This window comes from Amycolatopsis sp. cmx-4-83 (assembly GCF_046548815.1).
GTDB lineage: Bacteria > Actinomycetota > Actinomycetes > Mycobacteriales > Pseudonocardiaceae > Amycolatopsis > Amycolatopsis pretoriensis_A.
The window spans coordinates 115,386-135,699 of the sequence record NZ_JAEBEF010000015.1; the positions used below are offsets into that span (position 1 = coordinate 115,386).

General features: G+C 71.6%; 18 protein-coding genes and 1 pseudogene. 13 read left to right on the top strand and 6 right to left on the bottom strand.

Features of this window, described 5'->3' with window-relative positions; translation table 11 throughout:
• Positions 1 to 78 precede the first annotated feature (78 nt).
• Entirely contained in the window at positions 79 to 807 is a 729-nt protein-coding gene (locus tag ACLJQM_RS39075; protein ID WP_360778979.1) for an SDR family oxidoreductase, read from the bottom strand.
• Positions 808 to 979: 172 nt separating this feature from the next.
• Here ACLJQM_RS39075 and ACLJQM_RS39080 point away from each other — a divergent pair, with 172 nt between their 5' ends.
• Positions 980 to 2,560: a discoidin domain-containing protein gene (locus ACLJQM_RS39080; protein ID WP_410635366.1), complete on the top strand. Its 1,581-nt coding sequence runs from the start codon at positions 980 to 982 to the stop codon at positions 2,558 to 2,560.
• 75 nt (positions 2,561 to 2,635) lie between these two features.
• Entirely contained in the window at positions 2,636 to 3,265 is a 630-nt protein-coding gene (locus tag ACLJQM_RS39085; protein ID WP_360778985.1) for an SAM-dependent methyltransferase, read from the top strand.
• 58 nt (positions 3,266 to 3,323) lie between these two features.
• Here ACLJQM_RS39085 and ACLJQM_RS39090 read toward each other — a convergent pair whose 3' ends face one another.
• Positions 3,324 to 4,340: a S1 family peptidase gene (locus ACLJQM_RS39090; RefSeq protein ID WP_410635368.1), complete on the bottom strand. Its 1,017-nt coding sequence runs from the start codon at positions 4,338 to 4,340 to the stop codon at positions 3,324 to 3,326.
• Between the two features lie 395 nt (positions 4,341 to 4,735).
• Positions 4,736 to 5,032: a GNAT family N-acetyltransferase gene (locus tag ACLJQM_RS39095; RefSeq protein ID WP_410635369.1), complete on the bottom strand. Its 297-nt coding sequence runs from the start codon at positions 5,030 to 5,032 to the stop codon at positions 4,736 to 4,738.
• A 167-nt stretch (positions 5,033 to 5,199) separates the two neighbouring features.
• On the opposite strand from ACLJQM_RS39095, the gene ACLJQM_RS39100 reads away from it, so the two are divergent.
• From ACLJQM_RS39100 to ACLJQM_RS39140, 9 genes and pseudogenes are all read left to right on the top strand, one after another.
• Positions 5,200 to 7,359 carry a terpene synthase family protein gene (locus ACLJQM_RS39100; RefSeq protein ID WP_410635370.1) on the top strand — a complete coding sequence of 720 codons (2,160 nt, stop codon included), beginning with the start codon at positions 5,200 to 5,202 and terminating at the stop codon, positions 7,357 to 7,359.
• A gap of 1 nt (position 7,360) precedes the next feature.
• Positions 7,361 to 7,525 carry a hypothetical protein gene (locus tag ACLJQM_RS39105; RefSeq protein ID WP_247014222.1) on the top strand — a complete coding sequence of 55 codons (165 nt, stop codon included), beginning with the start codon at positions 7,361 to 7,363 and terminating at the stop codon, positions 7,523 to 7,525.
• A gap of 75 nt (positions 7,526 to 7,600) precedes the next feature.
• Entirely contained in the window at positions 7,601 to 8,392 is a 792-nt protein-coding gene (locus ACLJQM_RS39110) for an MBL fold metallo-hydrolase (protein WP_247014224.1), read from the top strand.
• On the top strand, positions 8,389 to 8,970 hold the full coding sequence (locus ACLJQM_RS39115; protein ID WP_360778999.1) for a DedA family protein: 582 nt from the start codon (positions 8,389 to 8,391) through the stop codon (positions 8,968 to 8,970). The genes ACLJQM_RS39110 and ACLJQM_RS39115 overlap by 4 nt, the downstream gene beginning before the upstream one ends.
• Positions 8,967 to 11,075: a phage holin family protein gene (locus ACLJQM_RS39120; RefSeq protein WP_410635372.1), complete on the top strand. Its 2,109-nt coding sequence runs from the start codon at positions 8,967 to 8,969 to the stop codon at positions 11,073 to 11,075. Before ACLJQM_RS39115 ends, ACLJQM_RS39120 begins: the two co-directional genes overlap by 4 nt.
• The gene (locus tag ACLJQM_RS39125; protein ID WP_247014230.1) at positions 11,072 to 11,302 is read left to right on the top strand and encodes a glutaredoxin domain-containing protein; all 231 of its coding nucleotides are present in this window, start codon (positions 11,072 to 11,074) and stop codon (positions 11,300 to 11,302) included. Before ACLJQM_RS39120 ends, ACLJQM_RS39125 begins: the two co-directional genes overlap by 4 nt.
• Positions 11,299 to 11,502 (top strand): annotated as a pseudogene (locus tag ACLJQM_RS39130) (ferrous iron transport protein A); the annotation flags it as partial. The gene ACLJQM_RS39125 and the pseudogene ACLJQM_RS39130, both read left to right, overlap by 4 nt.
• Positions 11,491 to 12,246 carry a methyltransferase domain-containing protein gene (locus ACLJQM_RS39135; protein ID WP_410635471.1) on the top strand — a complete coding sequence of 252 codons (756 nt, stop codon included), beginning with the start codon at positions 11,491 to 11,493 and terminating at the stop codon, positions 12,244 to 12,246. The pseudogene ACLJQM_RS39130 and the gene ACLJQM_RS39135, both read left to right, overlap by 12 nt.
• Positions 12,247 to 12,280: 34 nt before the next feature.
• Complete coding sequence (locus ACLJQM_RS39140; RefSeq protein ID WP_410635373.1) at positions 12,281 to 13,504, top strand: DUF222 domain-containing protein; 1,224 nt, start codon at positions 12,281 to 12,283, stop codon at positions 13,502 to 13,504.
• An 871-nt stretch (positions 13,505 to 14,375) separates the two neighbouring features.
• On the opposite strand, the gene ACLJQM_RS39145 is transcribed toward ACLJQM_RS39140, so the two are convergent.
• Positions 14,376 to 15,161, bottom strand: coding sequence for a TetR/AcrR family transcriptional regulator (locus tag ACLJQM_RS39145; protein ID WP_360779009.1), 786 nt, complete (start codon positions 15,159 to 15,161; stop codon positions 14,376 to 14,378).
• Between the two features lie 76 nt (positions 15,162 to 15,237).
• On the opposite strand from ACLJQM_RS39145, the gene ACLJQM_RS39150 reads away from it, so the two are divergent.
• A complete protein-coding gene (locus ACLJQM_RS39150; protein WP_360779011.1) occupies positions 15,238 to 17,511 on the top strand; it encodes an excinuclease ABC subunit UvrA in 2,274 nt (757 codons plus the stop codon).
• Positions 17,508 to 18,296 (top strand): siderophore-interacting protein, encoded by a 789-nt coding sequence (locus ACLJQM_RS39155; protein WP_410635375.1) that lies wholly within the window; start codon positions 17,508 to 17,510, stop codon positions 18,294 to 18,296. The genes ACLJQM_RS39150 and ACLJQM_RS39155 overlap by 4 nt, the downstream gene beginning before the upstream one ends.
• Before the next feature lie 6 nt (positions 18,297 to 18,302).
• Here the strand turns inward: ACLJQM_RS39155 and ACLJQM_RS39160 are convergent, their stop codons facing one another.
• Together ACLJQM_RS39160 and ACLJQM_RS39165 are read right to left on the bottom strand one after the other, a co-directional pair.
• Positions 18,303 to 19,466 (bottom strand): cytochrome P450, encoded by a 1,164-nt coding sequence (locus ACLJQM_RS39160; protein ID WP_360779265.1) that lies wholly within the window; start codon positions 19,464 to 19,466, stop codon positions 18,303 to 18,305.
• 162 nt (positions 19,467 to 19,628) lie between these two features.
• The gene (locus tag ACLJQM_RS39165; RefSeq protein WP_315863299.1) at positions 19,629 to 20,192 is read right to left on the bottom strand and encodes a TetR/AcrR family transcriptional regulator; all 564 of its coding nucleotides are present in this window, start codon (positions 20,190 to 20,192) and stop codon (positions 19,629 to 19,631) included.
• Between the last annotated feature and the right edge of the window lie 122 nt (positions 20,193 to 20,314).

Below are 20,314 nucleotides of genomic sequence, written 5' to 3' on the forward strand. Positions count from 1 at the left end.
GGTGGACTGGTCTCCCTTCCACCATGGAGAGAACCGGCGCCCCTGTGGGGGTTCAGGCCGGCTTGCGACCCGGATGGCCTAGCGGGCCCCGTACGCGCCCCCGTTCACGTGCACGACCTGCCCGGTGATGTGCCCGGCGCCCGGCGCGGCCAGGAACACCACCGTTTCGGCGACTTCGTCCGGGGTGCCGGCCCGCTTGTCGAAGGCGACGGAGACGCGCGCGTTCACCCATTCTTCGGAAACCGTGCCGTGGAAGAACTCCGTGTCGAGGGTGACGCCCGGCGCCACGACGTTGGCCGAGCCGGCGGCGCCGAGCTGCCGCGCGAGGTCGGTGTTCCACGCCTCGATCGCCGCTTTCGCCGCGCCGTAGGAGCCGGAGCCCTGCTTCGCCGCGATCGAGCCGAGGGTCACCACGCGCACGCCGTCCGCGAAGCGCGGCTTCAACGCCGTCGTGACGAGGACCGCGGAGACGACGTTGGCCTCGAAGTTCGCGCGCCACGCGTCGGCCAGCCCGGCCAGGTCGCCGGGCGCCGGCGCCTCGCGGACCCGGTCGGTGTTGCCGCCGGCGTTGTTGACCAGGACGTCGATCCGCTCCGGCAGCTCGGCCAAGGCGGCCTGCACCGCCGCCGGGTCGCTCGCGTCGAAGACCACTGCCCGCGCGCCGATCCGCTCCGCCGCGGCTTCGAGCACGTCCTTGCGCCGCCCGGTGACGGTCACCCGCTCGCCCGCCGCCGCGAACCGGGCGGCGATCGCCAGCCCGATGCCGGTGCCGCCGCCGGTGACCACGATTTCCCGCTGTTCGCTCATGCCGCCATCTTCACCGAGGAAAGCGCTTACCCACCACCGGGTTCCCAGCGACCGGGACACGGAACGCGTGTTCGTCAGGAAAGTTTACGAAGGGGGTTGACGCGCCGCCACCGCCCGGCGAACCTGGGAGCCACGCCGCAGTCATCGTCCGTCCAGTCCTCCCGGAGGCAGCATGACCCGGCGCGCGCTCGTGCTCGTCGTGACCCTGTTCCTCGCCCTGGCCACCGCGCTCACCACCGGTGGCACGGCGAACGCGGCCACCACGCAACCGACCTTCCTCACCTTCTACGGCTGGTGGGACAACACACCGCCCGGCGGCGACATCTCCTACCCGCAGATCCACGACACCGCGGGCGGCAAGGGCAGCTACGCCGACCCGATCACCTTCGCCACCAGCAGCGACGAACTCAAGCCCGGCACCAAGGTCTGGGTGCCGCGGGTCAAGAAGTACTTCATCATGGAGGACGGCTGCGACGAGTGTTCCGACGATTGGAACAGCCAGGGCCCGAACGGCGGACCCGGGCTGCGCCACATCGACCTCTGGCTCGGCGGCCAGGGCGGCAGCGCCTTCGACGCGATCGACTGCGAGGACGCGCTCACGCACTACAACCCCGACAACACGCCGGTGATGGAGCCGGTCGTCGTCGACCCGCCGTCGAACAAGCCGTACGACGCGACGCCGATCTTCAACACCGGCACCGGTGAGTGCTGGGGCGGCGCGCAGCCGAACACCACGGTCGGGCAGTACAAGAACAACTCCACGGGCACCTGCCTCGAAGCCCCGAGCAGCGGCTCGACGCTGAAGGTGGCCGCCTGCACCGGAAGCGCCGCCCAGCGGTTCACCTTCCACGGCGCTTTCCTCGTGATCAACGACAAGTGCGCGGGCATCTCGGGCAGCTCGATCGTCCTGCAGACGTGCAGCGGCGGGCCGGCCCAGCAGTGGTCGATCAACCCCGACGGCACGATCTCCGACATCCAGACGAGCAAGAAGTGCTTCCGCGCCTCGGGCACCACGCTCACCGCGGGCAGCTGCTCCGGGACGCAGGCGCGGTGGACGTTCACCGCGGCGGGCAGCACCTCGGGCCTGAGCGTGGCGCCGTCGTCGGTGTCGGTCGCGCCGGGCGCGTCGGCGACGGCCACCGTGACGGCCACGGACGCCGTCGCGCTGTCCGCGAGCGGCGCCCCCGCCGGCGTTACCGTGTCCTTCGCCCCGGCGTCGGTGCCGGCCGGCGGGAGCTCGACGGTCACGGTGGCCGCCGCCGCGAACGCCGCACCCGGCTCGGCGACCGTCACGATCACCGGCGGGACGAACACCGCTTCGCTGGGCGTCACCGTCACCGGGGGCGGCGGCACCGAAACCCTGCTCTCGCAGGGCAAAACCGCGACGGCGTCGTCGACCGAGTCGGCGTCCTACCCGGCGAGCGCGGCCTTCGACGGCAACCTGACGAGCACGCGCTGGGCCTCCAAGGAAGGGTCGGCGTCGGAGTGGCTGCGCGTCGACCTCGGCGCCGCGAAGGCGATCTCGCACGTCAAGCTGAGCTGGGAAGCCGCGTACGGGAAGGCGTACAGCATCCAGACCTCCGCCGACGGCACCACCTGGACGACGATCTACAGCACGACCACCGGCAACGGCGGCGCGGACGACCTCACCGGGCTCTCGGGCACCGGCCGGTACGTGCGGATGAACGGCGTCACGCGCGGCACGGCGTACGGCTACTCGCTGTACGAGATGCAGGTGTACGGCACGGCCTGAGTTGCCGGATCGGCAACACGATTTGCCTCTTCGGTGACGTCCTCCGCATGCTGGGGACGTCACCGAGGAGGAACCATGGCCCACGCGCACGACCAGCCGATGATCGTCGAGAACATGCTCAAGCAGGAGTTCTGGGAGGAGATGTACCAGCGCGACGAGCACCGGATCTGGAGCGGGAACGTCAACGCGAACCTCAGCTCCGAGGTCGCCGGGCTGACCCCCGGGCACGCCCTCGACCTCGGCTGCGGCGAGGGCGGCGACGCGATCTGGCTGGCCAAGGCGGGCTGGACGGTCGACGGCGCCGACATCTCGACCGTCGCGCTCGCCCGCGCGGAAGAAGCGGCGAAGGAGGCGGGCGTGACCGTCCGCTGGCTGCACCGCGACATCCTGAAGTGGCAGCCGGAAGAGCAGTACGACCTGATCTCGGCGCAGTACATGCACCTGCCGCCGGCCCTGCGCCGCGACGTCTTCACCGCGGCCGCGGCGGCGATCAAGCCGGGCGGGTCGCTGCTGGTCGTCGGCCACTCGCCGAAGGCCATGCGCGAGTTCGACGGCCAGAAGCCGCCCGAGGAGCTGTACTTCGAGCCGGAGGAGATCACGACGTTCCTGGGCGACCCGTGGCAGTGGGTCGTCGAGACGTGCGAGACGCGCGGCGAAGGGCACCACACCGACGCCGTCTACCGCGCGAAGCGGCTGGAGGCATGAGAAAGGCCCCCTTTCACGCGCCCTCGACGCGTGTGAAAGGGGGCCTTCCGGCTTCTTGTCAGGCGAGCTCGAGGCCGTACGCCTGCAGCTCCAGGGTGAGCGGGTAGAAGTAGCTGGTCACGGTGTCGCCGCCGGACAGCGTGCCGAGGCCCTTCTCACCGTCGTACGCCGGGCCGCCGGAGTCGCCGTGGTCGGTGTGCGCGGTGGTGCCGAACTCGTGGTTGAGCACGCCGACGTCGAAGTTGACCGACTCGTCGACCGAGGTGACCTCGCCGCTGCCGCCACCGGTGGTCGAGCCCTGCTTCTCGATCTGCTCACCGACGGTCGGCTCGGCCGCGGAGGTGATCTTCTGGCCGGTGTTGATCTCGCCGGGGCCGGAGCCGTTCGGGCGGGTCAACAGGCCGGAGTCGGCACCGGGGCAGTCGCTCTCGACGACCTCGGCCCCGGAGACGTCGCCGCCGGACCAGGTGCCGCCGAGGTTGGTGCAGTGCCCGGCGGTGAGCAGGAACGGCTCGCCGCCCTTGGTCACGTTGAAGCCGAGCGAGCAGCGGCCCTGGCTGTTCTGGATGGCGTCGCCGTCCTGGATGTGCAGCTCGAGCTTGCCGGTCCGGTGCTCGACGCGGACGCTGTCGCCGTACTTCGCGGCGGCCGCGGACACCTTGTCGGCGGTCTCCTTGCTGGCCGCGTCGTAGACCTTCACCACGACCTGGTTGGTCTTGGTGTCGATGCCCCACGCGGTCTGCGGCACGTTCTTCACCGCGTCCAGCTGGTTCTTGACGCCGGTGAGCGCGGCGAAGGTGTGCTTGACCTTCTTGGCGCTGAGCCCGGCCTCCTGCACCTTCTGCAGCGCGGCGTCGTCGACGACGTTCACGACGGCCTTGCCTTTCTCCAGGTAGACACCCCCGGAGGCGGCGCCCAGCGTCTGCGCGACCTGGGTGGCGTTGGTGATGGCGTGGGCCTGCATCTCGGCGAAGGCCAGTGGGGACGCGGTGGCCGCCGACGCGCACACGCCGCTCGTCAGCGCCACTGCCGACAAGACGGCGAAGGTCTTGAGAGCGGTCTTCCGGGGAGTCATCAACTTCCTCCAGTTTGCCGGTTCGAAGCCTGCGCCGGTCACTTTCGTTGCCGAGCAACCAACGCAACACCGACGAAGGTTGGTTAATAACCAATGGAACCGGACATACCTCTCCTTCTGGACCCGTACGGCCCAGCGCCACTCACGCTTTCGGCCCAGCCGGCGGCCCTTCGCGACGGTCAGTGGGCGAGCGACGCGGCGGCCGGGTTCCCCCGGAACGTCATGAACGAGTCGTTCACCGCGCCCGACGCCCTGAACGAGTCCTTCAGGGCATCCCAGTAGCCGAGTGCAGCTCTCGACCCACGCCCGCTCCCCGCTCACCCGCCGCCGCGGCGACATCCCACACGAGCCGTTCAGGGCACCCGGACCGCCCGCCCCTCCCGCCGGGCCCGTCCTCAGCCCTTCGGCCAGCGCACGTGGTCCTCGTACCCCGGGTTCTTCCGCAGGTACCCCGCGATGAACGGGCACACCGGCACGATCGTCCGACCCGCCGCCACGACGTCGTCCAGCGCGCCCGCCGCCAGCACCCTGCCCAGCCCCTTCCCGGCGAACGCGTCGTCGATCTCCGTGTGCGTGAACACCGTCAACTCGCCGCGCCGGTCGTAGAACGCCATCCCCGCGAGCTTGTCGCCGACCCACACCTCGTAGCGGCTTTCGTCCGGGTTGTGGGTCACTCGGGTTTCCTCGGTCATGCGCTCTCCTCGCTCGGGGTTCGTCCCCCATCGTGCGATGGCCGCCCGGCCGGTGCTGACCGGGTCGTGACCCCCGCTGGGCCGGCCGGGGGACGCGTCCGGCCCGTTCGTGTGCAACCCGGCCGCGGGCCTTGGCGGGCACCGGCGTCCTTTGGTTGCCTCACAGGGTGCCTGAGCAGCCCTTCGTCCTCCCCGAGTTCTACCTCCCCCACCCCGCCCGGCTGAACCCGCACCTCGAAGGCGCGCGCGTGCACAGCAAGGCGTGGGCGGCCGGGCTCGACATGATCGACGTGCCGCAGCACGGCACCGTGATCTGGACCGAGCACGACCTCGATTCCCACGACTACGCCCTCCTCTGCGCCTACACCCACCCGGACGCCGGCGCCGAAGAGCTCGACCTGATCACCGACTGGTACGTCTGGGTCTTCTACTTCGACGACCACTTCGTCGAGCTGTACAAGCGCACCGGCGACATCGACAGCGCGCGCACCCACCTCGACCGGCTCGAGCGGTTCATGCCCGCCGACGGCGAAATCACCGCGAAGCCGGAGAACCCCGTCGAACGCGGGCTCGCCGATCTGTGGGCCCGGACCGTGCCGCACCGGTCGGCCGGCTGGCGGAAGCGGTTCATCGACAGCACGAAGGCGCTGCTGGACGAGTCGCTGTGGGAACTCGCGAACATCAACGAGGGCCGGCTCGCCAACCCGATCGAGTACGTCGAGATGCGGCGGAAGGTCGGCGGCGCGCCGTGGTCGGCGAACCTGATCGAGCACTCGCTGCACGCCGAGGTGCCGGACCGGATCGCCGCGACGCGGCCGCTGGAAGTGCTGCGCGACTGCTTCGCCGACAGCGTCCACCTGCGCAACGACCTCTTCTCCTACCAGCGCGAGGTGCAGGACGAAGGCGAGCTGTCCAACGGCGTGCTCGTGCTCGAGGAGTTCCTCGGCATCCCGACCCAGCAGGCGGCCGACGCCGTCAACGACCTGATCACCTCGCGGCTGCACCAGTTCGAGCACACCGCGCTCACCGAGGTCCCCGCGCTGTTCGACGAGCACGGCGTCGACCCGGCCGCCCGCGCGGCGACGTTCGCCTACGTCAAGGGGCTGCAGGACTGGCAGGCCGGCGGGCACGAGTGGCACCTGCGCTCCAGCCGGTACATGAACGAAGGGGCGCTGACCGGCCCGGAGCCGGGTGCCGTGACCGGGCTCGGGACGTCCGCGGCGCGCATCTTCGCGTCGGTGCTCGCGACCGCGCCGCAGCGGCTGCGCGCGTACTCCCACACCCCGTTCGGCGAAGTTTCCGCGCCGCCGCTTCTCGAAGCGCCGTTCCCGCTGCGGCTCAGCCCGCACCTGGAGTCCTGCCGCCGCCGCAACGTCGACTGGGCGCGACGGACCGGCTTCCTCGACGGCGTCGTCTGGGACGAGCGGAAGCTGCGCGCCGCGGACCTGCCGCTGTGCGCGGCGGGCATCCACCCGGACGCGACGGCGGACGAGCTGGACGTCACCAGTGACTGGCTCACCTGGGGCACCTACGCCGACGACTACTACCCGGTGGTGTTCGGCCCGACCCGCGACCTCGCGGCGGCGAAGGCGGCCAACCTGCGCCTGTCGGCGTGCATGCCGCTGGACGGCTCGCCGGCGCCCGCTCCGCTGAACGCGCTCGAGTCGGGACTGGCCGACCTGTGGGCGCGAACGGCACCGGCCGACCGGCTTCCGGTGCGGCGCGCGGTCGACACGATGACGTCGAGCTGGCTCTGGGAGCTGGCGAACCAGGCGCAGAACCGCATCCCGGACCCGATCGACTACATCGAGATGCGGCGCCGGACCTTCGGCTCGGACCTCACCGCGGCTCTCGCGCGCCGGGGCGCCGTACCGGCCGAGCTGGCCGGGACCCGGCCGGTGCACACGCTCGAAAACAGCGCCGGCGACTACGCCGCCCTGCTGAACGACCTGTACTCCTACCGGAAGGAGATCCGGTTCGAGGGCGAGCTGCACAACGGCGTCCTGGTGGTCCGGAACTTCCTGGACTGCACCGAGGACCGCGCCTTCGCCGTGGTCGGCGACCTGGTCCGGGCCCGGCTCGCCGAGTTCCGCCACACGGCGGACGTCGAACTGCCCGTGCTGCTCGCCGGCCGCGGCCTCGCCCCGGACACGCTCGACGCGTACGTCGAGCACTTCCGGAACTGGATGGCCGGGATCGCGCACTGGCACGAAAGCGTCGGCCGGTACACCGACACCGAACTCGGCCACCACCCCCGGCTCGGGCAGCCGACCGGGCTCGGCACGTCGGCGCTGCGCATCTCGTCCCTGCTCCCCGCGGGCCGCTGACGTGCCGACCGACAAGCAGGTCCGCGTCGCCGAGCTGCTGCACGAGATCGGCATGCACCGCGAAGCCGAACAGGCGCTGCGCACGGACCTCCGCGCGAGGTGGCGCCGAGCGCGCCGGCGCCTCCGCCTGCGGTGGGCCAAGCGCCGTCAGCTCGCCCGGCGCTAGCGAGCCGTCACCGGGCAGCGTTGTTCGCGCCACTCCGCCGGGCGTCCGCGCCACCCGAAGGCGATACTCGACACCGTGAGCGGCTTCAACCTGCGATTCCTCGGCCATTCGACCGTCCGGCTGGAACTCGGCGGCCGGGTCGTGCTGACCGATCCCGTGCTCACCGCCCGCGTCGGCGGGCTCACCCGGGTCGTCCCGCCGCCGCCACCGGAGACCTACGCGGACGTCGACCTCGTGCTGCTCTCCCACCTGCACGGCGACCACCTCCACCCGCCCTCCCTCAAGCTGCTCGGCCGTGGCACCCGGATCGTCGTCCCGCGCGGGGCCGGGGCCTGGCTCACCAAGAAGGGCTTCGACCACGTCGAAGAGATCGCGCCCGGCGAGACCCTGACCGAAGGCGGGCTGACCGTCACCGCCACCGAAGCCGTCCACTCCGGGCACCGGTGGGGGCCGCGGCTCACCCACGGGCCGCAGAGCCCCGCCGTCGGGCACCTGATCAAGACCGCGGAGACGACGGTCTACAACGCCGGCGACACCGACCTCTTCGACGGCATGGCGGGCTTCGGCCCGGTCGACGTCGCTCTGCTGCCCGTCTGGGGCTGGGGGCCGAACCTCGGACCCGGCCACCTCGACCCGGCCCGCGCCGCGAAGGCCGCCGAACGCGTGCGGGCCCGCGCCGCCGTGCCCGTGCACTGGGGCACCCTCGCCGTGCCCGGCCTGCGGCGGACCGCCCGGATGCGCCGGCTGCTCGCCGACCCGCCGCGGGTGTTCGCCGCCGAAGTGCGCAAGCACGGCATCGCCACCGAGGTCCTGTTCACCGAACCGGGCGCCGAAGTCGCGCTCCCCGCGCGTGAGGACCGCACGTGAACTGGACCGACCCGGCCGCGCTCGGCTACCCGGCCGTGTTCGGCGGTGTGCTGCTCGGCTCGATCATCCCGATCGTGCCCACCGGGGCCGTGGTCGGCGCCGCGGCCGCCGTCGCCACCACCACCGACCACCTCTCGCTGCCGCTGGTGATCGTCCTGTCCGTGCTCGGCGCCTACCTCGGGGACGTCGTGACGTTCGGGATCCCGCGCCTGGGCAGCGAAGCCGCGTTCCGCTGGATCAGCCGCCGCCAGCCCGCCGAACGGCTGGAGAAGGCCCGCGACCAGTTCACCCGCCGCGGCTGGCAGCTGATCGTGATCGGCAGGCTCGTCCCGGCCGGCCGGATCCCGGTGCTGCTCGCGGCGGCCGCGTTGAGCTACCCGTGGCGGCGCCTGCTGCCGGCCGCGCTCGTCGCGTGCGTGCTCTGGGCGACCGCGTACAGCCTGCTCGGCATCCTCAGCGGCGGCATCTTCGACTCCCCCCTCGTCGCGACCCTGCTGGCGACGGTGCTGGTCCTGCTGGTCACCGTGGCGCTGAACCTGATCTCCCGGTGGCGGCGCAAGACCAAGGAGCGAGTGTGACGACGACCGCGCCGAAGGGCAGGCTGCTGCGCGGCGGCCGCGCCGTCGCCCGGATCCTGCTGGTCTGGGCCGCCGTGACCGGCGCGCTGCGGCTGCTCGACGTCCTGCTGCCCGGCTTCCGCATGACGCACTGGTGGCAGCCGACGGTCTGCGCGCTGCTGCTCGGCCTGCTCGCCGGCGTCGGCTGGCCGCTCGTCATGCGGATCGCCTACCCGCTGGCGTTCTTCACCTTCGGCCTCTTCGGGTTCCTGCTGCTGGGCGCGGGCACGCTGGCCGTGTTCAAGACCGTGCCCGGCGTCGAGATCGCCGACTTCCGGACGGCGGTCATCGTCACGGTGGCGATGGCCGGCGTCGGGGCCGTGATCTCCAGCCTCCTCGCGATCGACGAGGACGAGATCTTCTTCCGCCGCGCGAACCGTCGCCGCCGTCGCCACGCCGCCGCGCCCGGCGCCGCCGGCCAGCCGCCGGGCGTGGTGTTCCTGCAGATCGACGGCCTCGGGTTCGACACCGTCCGCCGCGCGATCCGCGACGGCGACATGCCGACGTTCGCCGCGTGGCTCGCCGAGGGCAGCCACGCGCTGACGCCGTGGCACACCGACTGGAGCTCCCAGACCGGCGCGAGCGTCTGCGGCATCCTGCACGGCTCCAACCACGACATCCTCGGCTTCCGCTGGTACGAAAAGGACCGCGACCACGTGATGGCGTGCGCGCACCCGACCGACGCGGCCGAGATCGAGCGGCGCCACTCCGACGGCCGGGGCCTGCTGTCCGGCGACGGCGCGAGCCGCGGCAACCTGTTCTCCGGCGACGCCGACCACGTCAGCCTCACCATGAGCTCGATCCCGGTGCTGGTGCCGAAGAAGCTGCTGCGCCGCCACCGCGACCGGTTCGGCGCGGGCTACTACGCCTACTTCGCGAACCCGGTCAACGCGTTGCGCACGTTCGTCGTCGCCTTGGCCGACGTCTTCCGCGAGATCACCGCCGCGGTCCGCCAGCGCCGCGCCGGCGTCGTGCCGCGGGTCCCGCGCGGCGGCTGGTACCCGCTGGCCCGCCCGGGCACGACGGTGATCGCGCGCGACGTCGTCGTGTCGGCGATCCTCGGCGACATGCTCGCCGGGCGGCCGGTGGTGTACGCGGACTTCCTCGGCTACGACGAGGTCGCCCACCACTCCGGCATCGAGCGCTTCGACACCCTTTCCGTGCTGCGCTCGATCGACCAGCAGATCGCGCGGCTGCACCGGGCTTCGCGGCTCGCCCCGCGCCGCTACCACGTCGTCGCGCTGTCGGACCACGGCCAGACCCAGGGCCAGGCGTTCTCACAGCGGTTCGGCGAGACGATCGAGGCGTACGTCGGACGGCTGTGCGGCGGTTCGCCGTCCGCTCTCGCCGGCAAACGACGCCAGGCCGAGAGCTGGCAGATCAACGCCGCGCTGGCGGAGGCGACGAAGAGCGGCGGCCTGATCGCGCGCCGGCTGCGGGCCCGCGTCGAGGACGCGGAGTGCGCCGACGACCGGCCGCGCACGACGTCCGGTTCCCCCGGCGCGGTCACCCGGGTCGCGCCGGGCGTGGTCGCGGTCGTGTCCGGGCACGTGGCGATGGTGTCGTTCACCGAGCACGAGGGCCGCGTCGAGCTGGAGACGATCGAGCGCGAGTTCCCCGACCTGCTGCCCTCGCTGGTGGACCACCCCGGCGTCGGGTTCCTGCTGGTGCGCAGCCGCGAATTCGGCCCGGTGGTGCTGGGCCGCGACGGCCTGCACCGGCTCGCGACGGGCGTCGTGATCGGCGAGGACCCGCTGCTGCCGTACGGCCCGCACGCGGCGGACCTGGTCCGGCGCGTCGACACGTTCCCGCACTGCGCGGACGTCATGATCAACAGCCGCTACGACCCGGACTCGGACCAGGCGTCCCCGTTCGAGACGCACGTGGGCTCGCACGGCGGGCTCGGCGGACCGCAGCAACGCGGCTTCGTCGTGTACCCGCGCGAGCTCGGTTTTCCCGGTGCGGTCGTCGGGGCCGAGGCCCTGCACCGGGTGTTCCGGGGGTGGCTCACGGACCTGGGTCACCCCGCCCCCGTTCCCACCGCTGTTTCGGAGGTCGTTTCGTGAGTCTGACGGTGTACGGCGCTTCCTGGTGCCCGGACGTCAAGCGCAGCCGCGCGCTGCTCGACGGGCTCGGCGTCGAGTATTCCTATGTGGACGTCGAGGCCGACGCGGCCGCCGAAGCCCGCGTCCGCGAGCTGCAGGACGGCGCGCGCCGGATCCCCACGATCGTCTGGGACGACGGCAGCTTCCTGGTCGAGCCGTCCGACGACGAGCTGAGCGCGCGCCTGTGAAGCTGCTGCGGGAAGTGCCGCTGGGCACGCGGGTCGTGGTGCGCTACCGGATCGAGGGCGGGCTCACCGACGCACTCGGCGAGCTGGTGGCGCGCGACTCCACGACGTGCACTGTGGACACCCGCCGCGGTCCGGTCGTGGTGGAGTTCGCCGCGGTCACCCTCGCGAAACCCGTCCCACCGCCCCCGGTGCGGCGCTCCCGCTTCGACGAACTGGTGGCCGAAGCCGCCGCGGTGCCGGTCGACGGCTGGGACTTCTCGTGGCTCGACGGCCGCGCCACCGAGGCCCGCCCGTCGTGGGGCTACCAGCGCCTGCTGGGCTCGCGTCTCGCGGCGGTCCGATCGGCCCTGGACCTCGAAACCGGCGGCGGCGAAGTCCTCGACGGCTGCCCTTCGCTGCCACCGCTGACGATCGCGACCGAGTCGTGGCCCCCGAACGTCACCCGAGCCTCGGCCCGGCTCGCACCCCGCGGGGTCACGGTGGTGTCCACATCGGACTTTCCGTTCGCCGACAACGTGTTCGACCTGGTGTCGAGCCGCCACCCGGTGACGACGCCGTGGCCGGAGATCGCCCGCGTCCTCCGCCCGGGCGGCACGTACTTTTCCCAGCAGGTCGGCCCGGCGAGCGTGTTCGAGCTGGTGGAGTTCTTCCTGGGCCCGCAACCGCTCGAGGCCCGCACCAGCCGCCACCCGGACCACGCGACCGCGGCAGCGACGGCGGCGGGCCTGGAGGTGGTCGACCTGCGCTCGGAGTCCCTGCGCACGGAGTTCTTCGACATCGGCGCGGTGGTTTACTTCCTGCGCAAGGTGATCTGGATGGTGCCGGGCTTCACGGTGGAGCAGTACCTGCCGAAACTGCGGGAGCTGCACGAGCTGATCGAGCGGGACGGCCCGTTCGTGGCGCACACGACCCGGTTCTTGATCGAAGCCCACCTGATCGAGTGATGAACGGACGTTCGAGCGCCGGTAATCTTGGTGCGTGGACAGAGAAGCGGTGTGGCAAGCGGACGCGGAGGCCTTGGCCGACCGTCTCCGTGGGCTGCTCACCGTCGTGCGGTCTGCCGAGGCGGAAATCGGGACTCTGCTGGTGGAGATCGAATCCCGCGGGGTTATGGAACTGTTCGGGTACCGCTCGGTTGCCCGGTTACTTGAGCACCTCGCCGACATTCCCCATACGGCTGCCCAGCGGACGGTGGCCCGAGCTCACGCTCTCACCTCTGCTCACACCCTCGACGGGGCTCCCGCTGTCGCCCCCGCCACCGGCACTGCCGCTTTGACGGGCTCCCTCAGCACCCCGATGATCGACACCATCATCGGGGCCGTGTCGCGGATCCCCCTCGAGCACCGCGACACCGCCGAACAGGACCTGCTCGCCTTCGCCGCCTACGCAGGCCACAAACAAGTCGCCGCCCTGGGCACCCGAATCCTGGCCCACCTCGATCCTGACGGCGCCGAGCCCGAGGACGCCGAACCCGTCGCCCCGGCCCGGGAACTGTCGTTGCGCCGCAAAAGAACCGGGATCTGGGAGCTGTCGGGCCGGTTCGACGACGAGACCGGTACTCGCGCGAGTGCCCTGCTCGACGCGTTGGCCGAACGCCGGACCGCCGACGACGGCGGAGACTTCCGTTCCCCGCAGGAACGTTACGGCGACGCCTTCTCCGACGCGATCGATCTGGCGTTGAACTCCCCGGAGTTGCCGACGCAGGCTGGTGAACGCGCCCACGTGATGGTCGCGGTGTCCCTGTCGGACCTGAGATCCGGTGTCGGCCACGCGACATTGGGCGACACCGGCCTGATCTCGGCCGTCGAGGCCCGGATCCACGCCTGCGACTGCAAACTGATCCCCACCGTCCTCGGCGCCACCAGCGAACCCCTGGACCTGGGCCGAGCCCGCCGCCTAATTTCACCCGGCCTCCGCCGAGCCCTGTTCCTCCGTGACCGAGGCTGCGCCTTCCCCGGCTGCCACCGCCCACCCCGGCACTGCCAAGGCCACCACATCCGCCACTGGGCCGACGGCGGCCCCACCGATCTCGCGAACCTGGTCTTGTTGTGCGCGCATCACCACCGGCTGATGCACCGCTCCGGCTGGCAGGTCCGCCTCGCGGCCGACGGCCACCCCGAGTTCCTACCTCCGCGGTTCCTGGACAAACGCCGAAAACCCAGGCGCAACAACCTGCACCAACCACTGCCCTTCGCGGCCTGAGACAACCGAATATGGGAAAGGCCCGCAGCCACCGGCTACGGGCCTACCCCCATGTCTCCGCCTGCGCTCCCACGCCTCCGCCTCACGCCCCAACACCTCTGCCGCCGCCTCCACGCCTCAGCACACACATCTCCGCCGCCCCACCTTCCTCCGTCTTCGCCTCCGCGCGCACGCACACCGCCGCCTCCCCCACACCTCCTCCGCCTCCACGCATCTACATCTCCGCGCACCCACCTCCCCGCCTACGCCCCCACACCTCTGCCTTCACCTTCGCCCTCGCCCCCACATCCCCACGCCTCTGTCTCCGCCTGCACCCCCACACCTCTGCCTTCGCCTTCGCCCCCGCCCCAAACCTCCCTCAGCCTCCCCAACGGCTTGGTTCCGCTTCCGCCTCGTCCCCGCGCTCCCCACCGCGCCTGCCCGCCGGGCCTCCATGCGCCTGCGCCTGCCGCTTCGCTTCCGCCTCGCCCCCGCGCATCTCTCCGCCTCCGCCCGCCGGGCCTCCATGCGCCTGCGCCTGCCGCTTCCGCTTCCAACACCCGCCCCGCCGCCGAAGGCCAGCCGACTCCAGACCCACACCACCTTCCGTCCGGCGCCCACCCGATTCCGAGCCCAACACCGCCCCGCCGCCGAGGGGCCGCCGCCGGCTCCAGACCTACACCACATTCCGTCCGGCGCCCAACCGAGCCACCCCTCGCATCACTCGACCGGCCCGAACGCCGCCCGCCAGACCTTCCCCGCCTCCGCAACCACCCGGCCAAAGTCCCCATCAGCCGCCGAACAACAAAGCCGCATCCTCACCGAACTCCGGCCCGCCCCCGCAGAGCCGTCAGCCGGTGAACACGCCGGCCCCTCGTGGCACCACCAGCCGTCAACGCGCCCGGACGATCGCCGCCTCGACGCCGTCCAGCAGCAGCTCCACCCCAGCCTCGAACGACAACCGCGCCTCCCGCTCCAAATACGGCTCCCCGGAAGGCTCCCCCGAGACCGAAGCACCCAACCGAGCCACCGTCGGGAACCGCGCCGTCAAGTCCGGCACCAACTCCCCCAGCAGCGCCGAACGCGCGTACCACCAGTCCTCTTCGGACTGTCCCGTCTCGGTCGCCGCCTGGCGGGATTCCGCTGCCGCCTGGACCGAGCCGCGGACGATGTTGAACAGGGCCGAGACCACCCAGCGGACCCTCGGGAGAGGGAGGCCCGTCGATGCCAGTACCGACAGCAGCGTCTCCTGGACGTGGAACTCGCCCGGGCCCAGTACCGGGCGGGCCGGGGACACCTGCAGCAGCCACGGGTGCCTCAGGTGTAACGCCCACAGCTCGTCGGCCAGTGACACCGCCGCCGGGCGCCAGCCGTCGTCGGCCGGGTACGACGACGGGAGCTCCGCCAGTGTGCGGTCGTACATGAGGTCGACCAGCTCCGTCTTGCCCGGCACATACGTGTACAGCGCCATCGCCGTGCGGCCGAGGCGCTCGCCGACCGCGCGCATCGACAGGGCCGGCATGCCGTCGGCGTCGGCGATCTCGATCGCCGCCGACACGATCGCCTCGACGGACAGGCCCGGTTTGGGCCCGGGGCCCGTGCGCGGGGCACCCACCCGCGGTCCCCACAGCAGCTCCATGGAACGGCGGGCGTCGCCCTGACCCGCGAAGACGACCACCTTGCCGACTCCTTACACCCTAAAGTAATGTACGATCGAGAATCACTTTACAGCCTAAAGTATCAAGAAGGACGGTATGACTTCACCCAGGCGGGCCGCCGACACCCACGACGTGATCGAGGTCCGGGGGGCCCGGGAGAACAACCTGACCGGCATCGACCTGGACATCCCGAAGCGACGGCTCACGGTGTTCACCGGCGTGTCCGGCTCCGGCAAGTCGTCCCTGGTCTTCGGCACCATCGCGGCCGAGTCCCAGCGGCTGATCAACGAGACCTACAGCGCCTTCCTCCAGTCGTTCATGCCGAACATGTCGCGCCCGGACGTCGACCTGCTGGAGAACCTCAGCGCGGCCATCGTCGTCGACCAGGAGCGGATGGGCGCCAACTCGCGCTCCACAGTCGGCACCGCGACCGACGCCTACGCGATGCTGCGGATCGCCTTCTCGCGGCTCGGCGAACCGTACGTCGGCACGTCCGGCGCGTTCAGCTTCAACCTGCCCGAGGGCATGTGCCCGGCCTGCGAGGGCCTCGGCCGGGTGTCCGACCTCGACGTCGGCGCGCTCCTGGACTTCGACCTCTCCCTCAACGAAGGCGCGATCCAGGTGCCGGGCTTCACCCCGGACACCTGGTACGTGCAGACCTACCTCTCCTCCGGCTTCTACGACCCCGACGCCAAGCTCCGCGACTTCACGCCGGAGCAGCTCGACGCCTTGCTGCACAAGGACTCCTGCAAGGTGAAGGTCGGCAAGACCAACGTCACCTACGAGGGTCTCGCGGTGAAGGTCCGGCGGCTCTACCTGCACAAGGACGTCGAGTCGCTGCAGCCGAAGCTGCGCGCGTTCATCGAACGGGCCGCCACCTTCAAGACCTGCGGCGAGTGCGGCGGCGCGCGGCTGAGCCAGGCCGCGCTCTCGGCGAAGATCGACGGCAAGAACATCGCCGACTGCGCCGCCCTGCAGATCAGCGACCTCGCCGACTTCGTCCGGGACCTCGACGCGCCGTCGATCCGGCCGCTGCTGGGCAACCTGCGCGACACGCTCGACTCGCTGGTCGAGATCGGCCTCGGCTACCTCTCGCTCGACCGCGAGTCCGCGACGCTCTCCGGCGGCGAGGCGCAGCGCGTGAAGATGGTGCGCCACCTCGGTTCCAGCCTCACCGACATCACCTACGTCTTCGACGAGCCGACCGTCGGGCTGCACCCGCACGACATCGAGCGGATGAACAACCTGCTGCTCTGCCTGCGGGACAAGGGGAACACGATCCTGGTCGTCGAGCACAAGCCGGAGACGATCCGGATCGCCGACCACGTCGTCGACCTCGGGCCCGGCGCCGGCACCGACGGCGGGCGGCTCTGCTACACCGGTGACCTCGACGGCCTGCGCGCGTCCGGCACGCTCACCGGGCGCCACCTCGACCACCGCGTCACCCTTCGCGAGCACGTGCGCGAGCCGGCGGGCCACCTGCGGATCACCGGTGCGAAGCTGCACAACTTGCGTGACGTCAGCGTGGACGTCCCGCTCGGCGTGCTGACCGTCGTGACCGGCGTGGCCGGGTCCGGGAAGAGCTCGCTGATCCACGGCTCGCTGGCCCACCGCGACGACGTCGTCGTGGTCGACCAGTCCGCGATCCGCGGGTCGCGCCGCTCCAACCCGGCCACCTACACCGGCCTGCTCGACCCGATCCGCACCGCCTTCGCCAAGGCCAACGGCGTCAAGGCGAGCCTGTTCAGCGCGAATTCCGAAGGCGCCTGCCCGAAGTGCAAGGGGCTCGGCGTGATCTACACGGACCTGGCGATGATGGCCGGCGTCGCGTCGGTGTGCGAAGAGTGCGAGGGCCGCCGGTTCACGCCGCAGGTGCTGACGTACGAGCTGCGGGGCAAGAACATCAGCGAGGTCTTCGGGATGTCCGTCGCCGAGGCGCGCGAGTTCTTCGCCACCGGCACCGCGCGGACGGTGCTCGACCGCCTCGCCGACGTCGGCCTCGGCTACCTGCGGCTCGGCCAGCCGCTGACCACGCTCTCCGGCGGCGAGCGGCAGCGGCTCAAGCTGGCGATCCGGATGGCCGAAAAGGGCTCGACGTACATCCTCGACGAGCCGACGACCGGCCTGCACCTCGCCGACGTCGACCAGCTGCTCGCGCTGCTGGACCGGATCGTCGACGCGGGCAACACGGTGATCGTGATCGAGCACCACCAGGCCGTGATGGCCCACGCCGACTGGCTGATCGACCTCGGCCCGGGCGCCGGCCACGACGGCGGGCGCGTGGTCTTCACCGGGACACCGGCCGAGCTGGTCGCGGACGCGTCCACCCTCACCGCCCGCCACCTGCGTGAATACCTGGGGAAGCCGTGACCGCGACCGGGCTGCTCGAAGTGACCGCGGTGCGCTGCCCGACGCCGCGCACGGTCCGCGTCACCTTCACCGGGGACGGCCTCGAAGAGCTGGAAGCGTGGCCCGACCAGCAGCTCAAGCTCCTGTTCCCGCCGCCGGGCCGCCCGGTCCGGCTGCCCGCGGTCGACGGCGACGTCCTGCGCTGGTACCAGGCGTACCTCGAGATCCCCGAGGCGGAGCGGCCGGTGATGCGCAGCTACACGGTCCGCGACCGGGCGCCCGCCACGATCGACGTCGAATTCGTCCTGCACCCCGGCGCGGACGGCCCGGCCACGGCGTGGGCCCGGACGGCGGCACCGGGTCAGGTCCTCGGCCGCTACGGGCCGGACGCGGCCTACCGCCGTCCGGTCCCGGCGGCCGGCACGGTGCTGCTCGCGGGCGACGAGACGGCGTTGCCCGCGATCGCCACCCTGCTGTCCGAAGTGGACAACGCGGCGGCGTTCGTGGAAGTCGCGGACGCGGCCGAAGAGCAGCCGCTGCCGCACGTCCGGTGGCTGCACCGGGACGGCGCCGAGCACGGCAGCCGCTTGCTGGAAGCGGTGCGCGACACGGCATTGCCGGCGGGCTCGGCGGCGTGGCTGGCCGGCGAGGCGTCGACGGTCCGCGCCCTGCGACGGCACCTCGTCGAGCGCGGCCTCGACAAGACCGCGATCGAGTTCACGGGTTACTGGCGGCGCAAGCTGACCCAGGACGACGCCCCGACCCCGGAGGATCTGGCCGACGCGCGGGAAAAGCTCGGTGGCTGAGTCGCGTCACCAGGTGACCGGCAGGCTGTGCACCCCGTACACGAGCATGTCGTCCTTGAACGCCAGGTCCGCCACCGGCACGGCGAGCCGCAGGTCCGGGATGCGGCGGTACAGCGTGCCGTAGACCACCTGCAGCTCCACCCGCGCCAGCGTCTGGCCGAGGCACTGGTGCACGCCGTAGCCGAAGGCGACGTGGTGGCGGGCCTCGCGGGTCACGTCGAGGCGGTCGGCGTGCTCGAACACCGCTTCGTCGCGGTTCGCCACGTCGCCCGCCGCGATGATGCCCTCCCCCGCGCGGATGACCTCGCCGCCGACTTCGATGTCTTCGGTCGCGACGCGGCGGCGTCCGGTGTGCGTGATGTTCAAGTAGCGCAACAGCTCTTCGACCGCGCGGCGCAGCAGGCCGGCGTCGCCGTCGCGCACCAGCGCCAGCTGGTCCGGGTGCTCCAGCAGCGCGACGGTGCCGAGGGCGATCATGTTCGCCGTCGTCTCGTGACCCGCGACCAGCAGCAGCTGCCCCATGGACGCGACCTCTTCGGCGGTCATCCGGCCGGTCGCGTACTGCGTCGTCGCCAGCTTGCTCAGCACGTCGTCACCCGGCGCCGCGGCCTTCCGCTCGACGAGCCCGCCGAGGTACCCCAGCAGTTCTTCGGTGGCCTGCACGGCTTCCGCCGGGGTCGCCGTCCGCGAGACCATCACCTTCGTGATGTCCTGGAACAGTTCCCGGTCCTCGTACGGCACGCCGAGCAGCTCGCAGATGACGAGCGACGGCACCGGCAGCGCGAACGCGGGCACCAGGTCGACCGGCTTCGGGCCGGCCAGCAGCCCGTCGACCAGGTCGTCGACGATGCGCTGGATCGCCGGGCGCAGCGCCTCCATCTTCTTGACCAGGAAGTCGCCGGTCAGCAGCTTGCGCTGGGCCGCGTGCTCGGCGCCGTCCATGGTGATGAACGACTTCGCGCGATGCCGCCGGGCCGCCGACGCCGCGCTCTGGTGCGGATAGCCGGGCCGGTCCGAGTCGGCGCTGACCCGCGTGTCGCGCAGCACCGAGCGGACGTCGTCGTAGCGGGTGACCAGCCACGGCGTCTCGCCGTTCCACAGCCGCACCCGGGAAACCGGCGGCAGCTCGCCCAGTTCGGCGGGCGGGTCGAAGGGACACCGCCGGGTCATCGGAAACGCGGGCACACCGTCCACCGGTTACCTCCCGGAGCTGCCGGAAATTTACATAGCCATGCTAAGCATCTTCCGGCAGCCCCGCCACTCCGATGCGCCATCCGGGGCGTTCGCCCCGAGCCGGGGGCGCCGCCACCCGGAACCCCCGAAAGCCGGGGGTCAGGCGAACACCAGCGACACCAGCTCGTCGACGAACGGCTCCACCAGCTCGGCCCCCGTCCGGTTCAGCGCGCTGTGGAACAACGCCACCCGCCCGTGCGCGCCGACGAACACCACCGCCGCCGCGCGGCCGGGGGTGACGCGCAGTTCGTGCCCCGCCTCGACGCAGCGCACGAACCCCGCCGTCAGCCGGTCGATCACGTCCAGCAACGGGCCTTTCGGGCGGGATCCCGGTTCCAGCTCGGACGCGCCGTTCGCCAGCATCAGGCGGTAGTGCCCCGGATTCCGCATCGCGAAGGCGCAGTAGGCGTGAATCTGTGCGCGGATGCGGCCGATGACGTCGGTTTCGCCGAGCGACTCCTCGGCGACGCGCATCGATTCGGCCAGCCGCGCGTATTCGTGGTCGAGGAGCCCGCGCACCAATTCCGCACGATCGGAGAAATGCTGGTAGATGCTCGCCGGTGCGATGCCGACCGCCCGCGCCACACCGCGGATCGTCAGCCCGTCCTCGCCGCCGAGCTCGGCCAGCAACCGGCCCGCCGCTTCGAGGATTTCCCCGCGCAGCCGTTCGCCTTCGCCCCAGCGGTTCCTCGTTCGGCCGATTCCGGCCGCGACGTTCTCCGGCACCCGCACATTCATACGCCCGGGTGAACCGGGGCCGTATTCCGGGGTGCCGGAAACCGCAT

Coding starts and splice junctions, on each gene's coding strand:
- ACLJQM_RS39075 (WP_360778979.1), bottom strand. CDS start 807: ATGAGCGAACAGCGGGAAATCGTGGTCACCGGCGGCGGCACCGGCATC.
- ACLJQM_RS39080 (WP_410635366.1), top strand. CDS start 980: ATGACCCGGCGCGCGCTCGTGCTCGTCGTGACCCTGTTCCTCGCCCTG.
- ACLJQM_RS39150 (WP_360779011.1), top strand. CDS start 15,238: ATGACTTCACCCAGGCGGGCCGCCGACACCCACGACGTGATCGAGGTC.
- ACLJQM_RS39160 (WP_360779265.1), bottom strand. CDS start 19,466: ATGACCCGGCGGTGTCCCTTCGACCCGCCCGCCGAACTGGGCGAGCTG.
- ACLJQM_RS39090 (WP_410635368.1), bottom strand. CDS start 4,340: ATGACTCCCCGGAAGACCGCTCTCAAGACCTTCGCCGTCTTGTCGGCA.
- ACLJQM_RS39095 (WP_410635369.1), bottom strand. CDS start 5,032: ATGACCGAGGAAACCCGAGTGACCCACAACCCGGACGAAAGCCGCTAC.
- ACLJQM_RS39085 (WP_360778985.1), top strand. CDS start 2,636: ATGGCCCACGCGCACGACCAGCCGATGATCGTCGAGAACATGCTCAAG.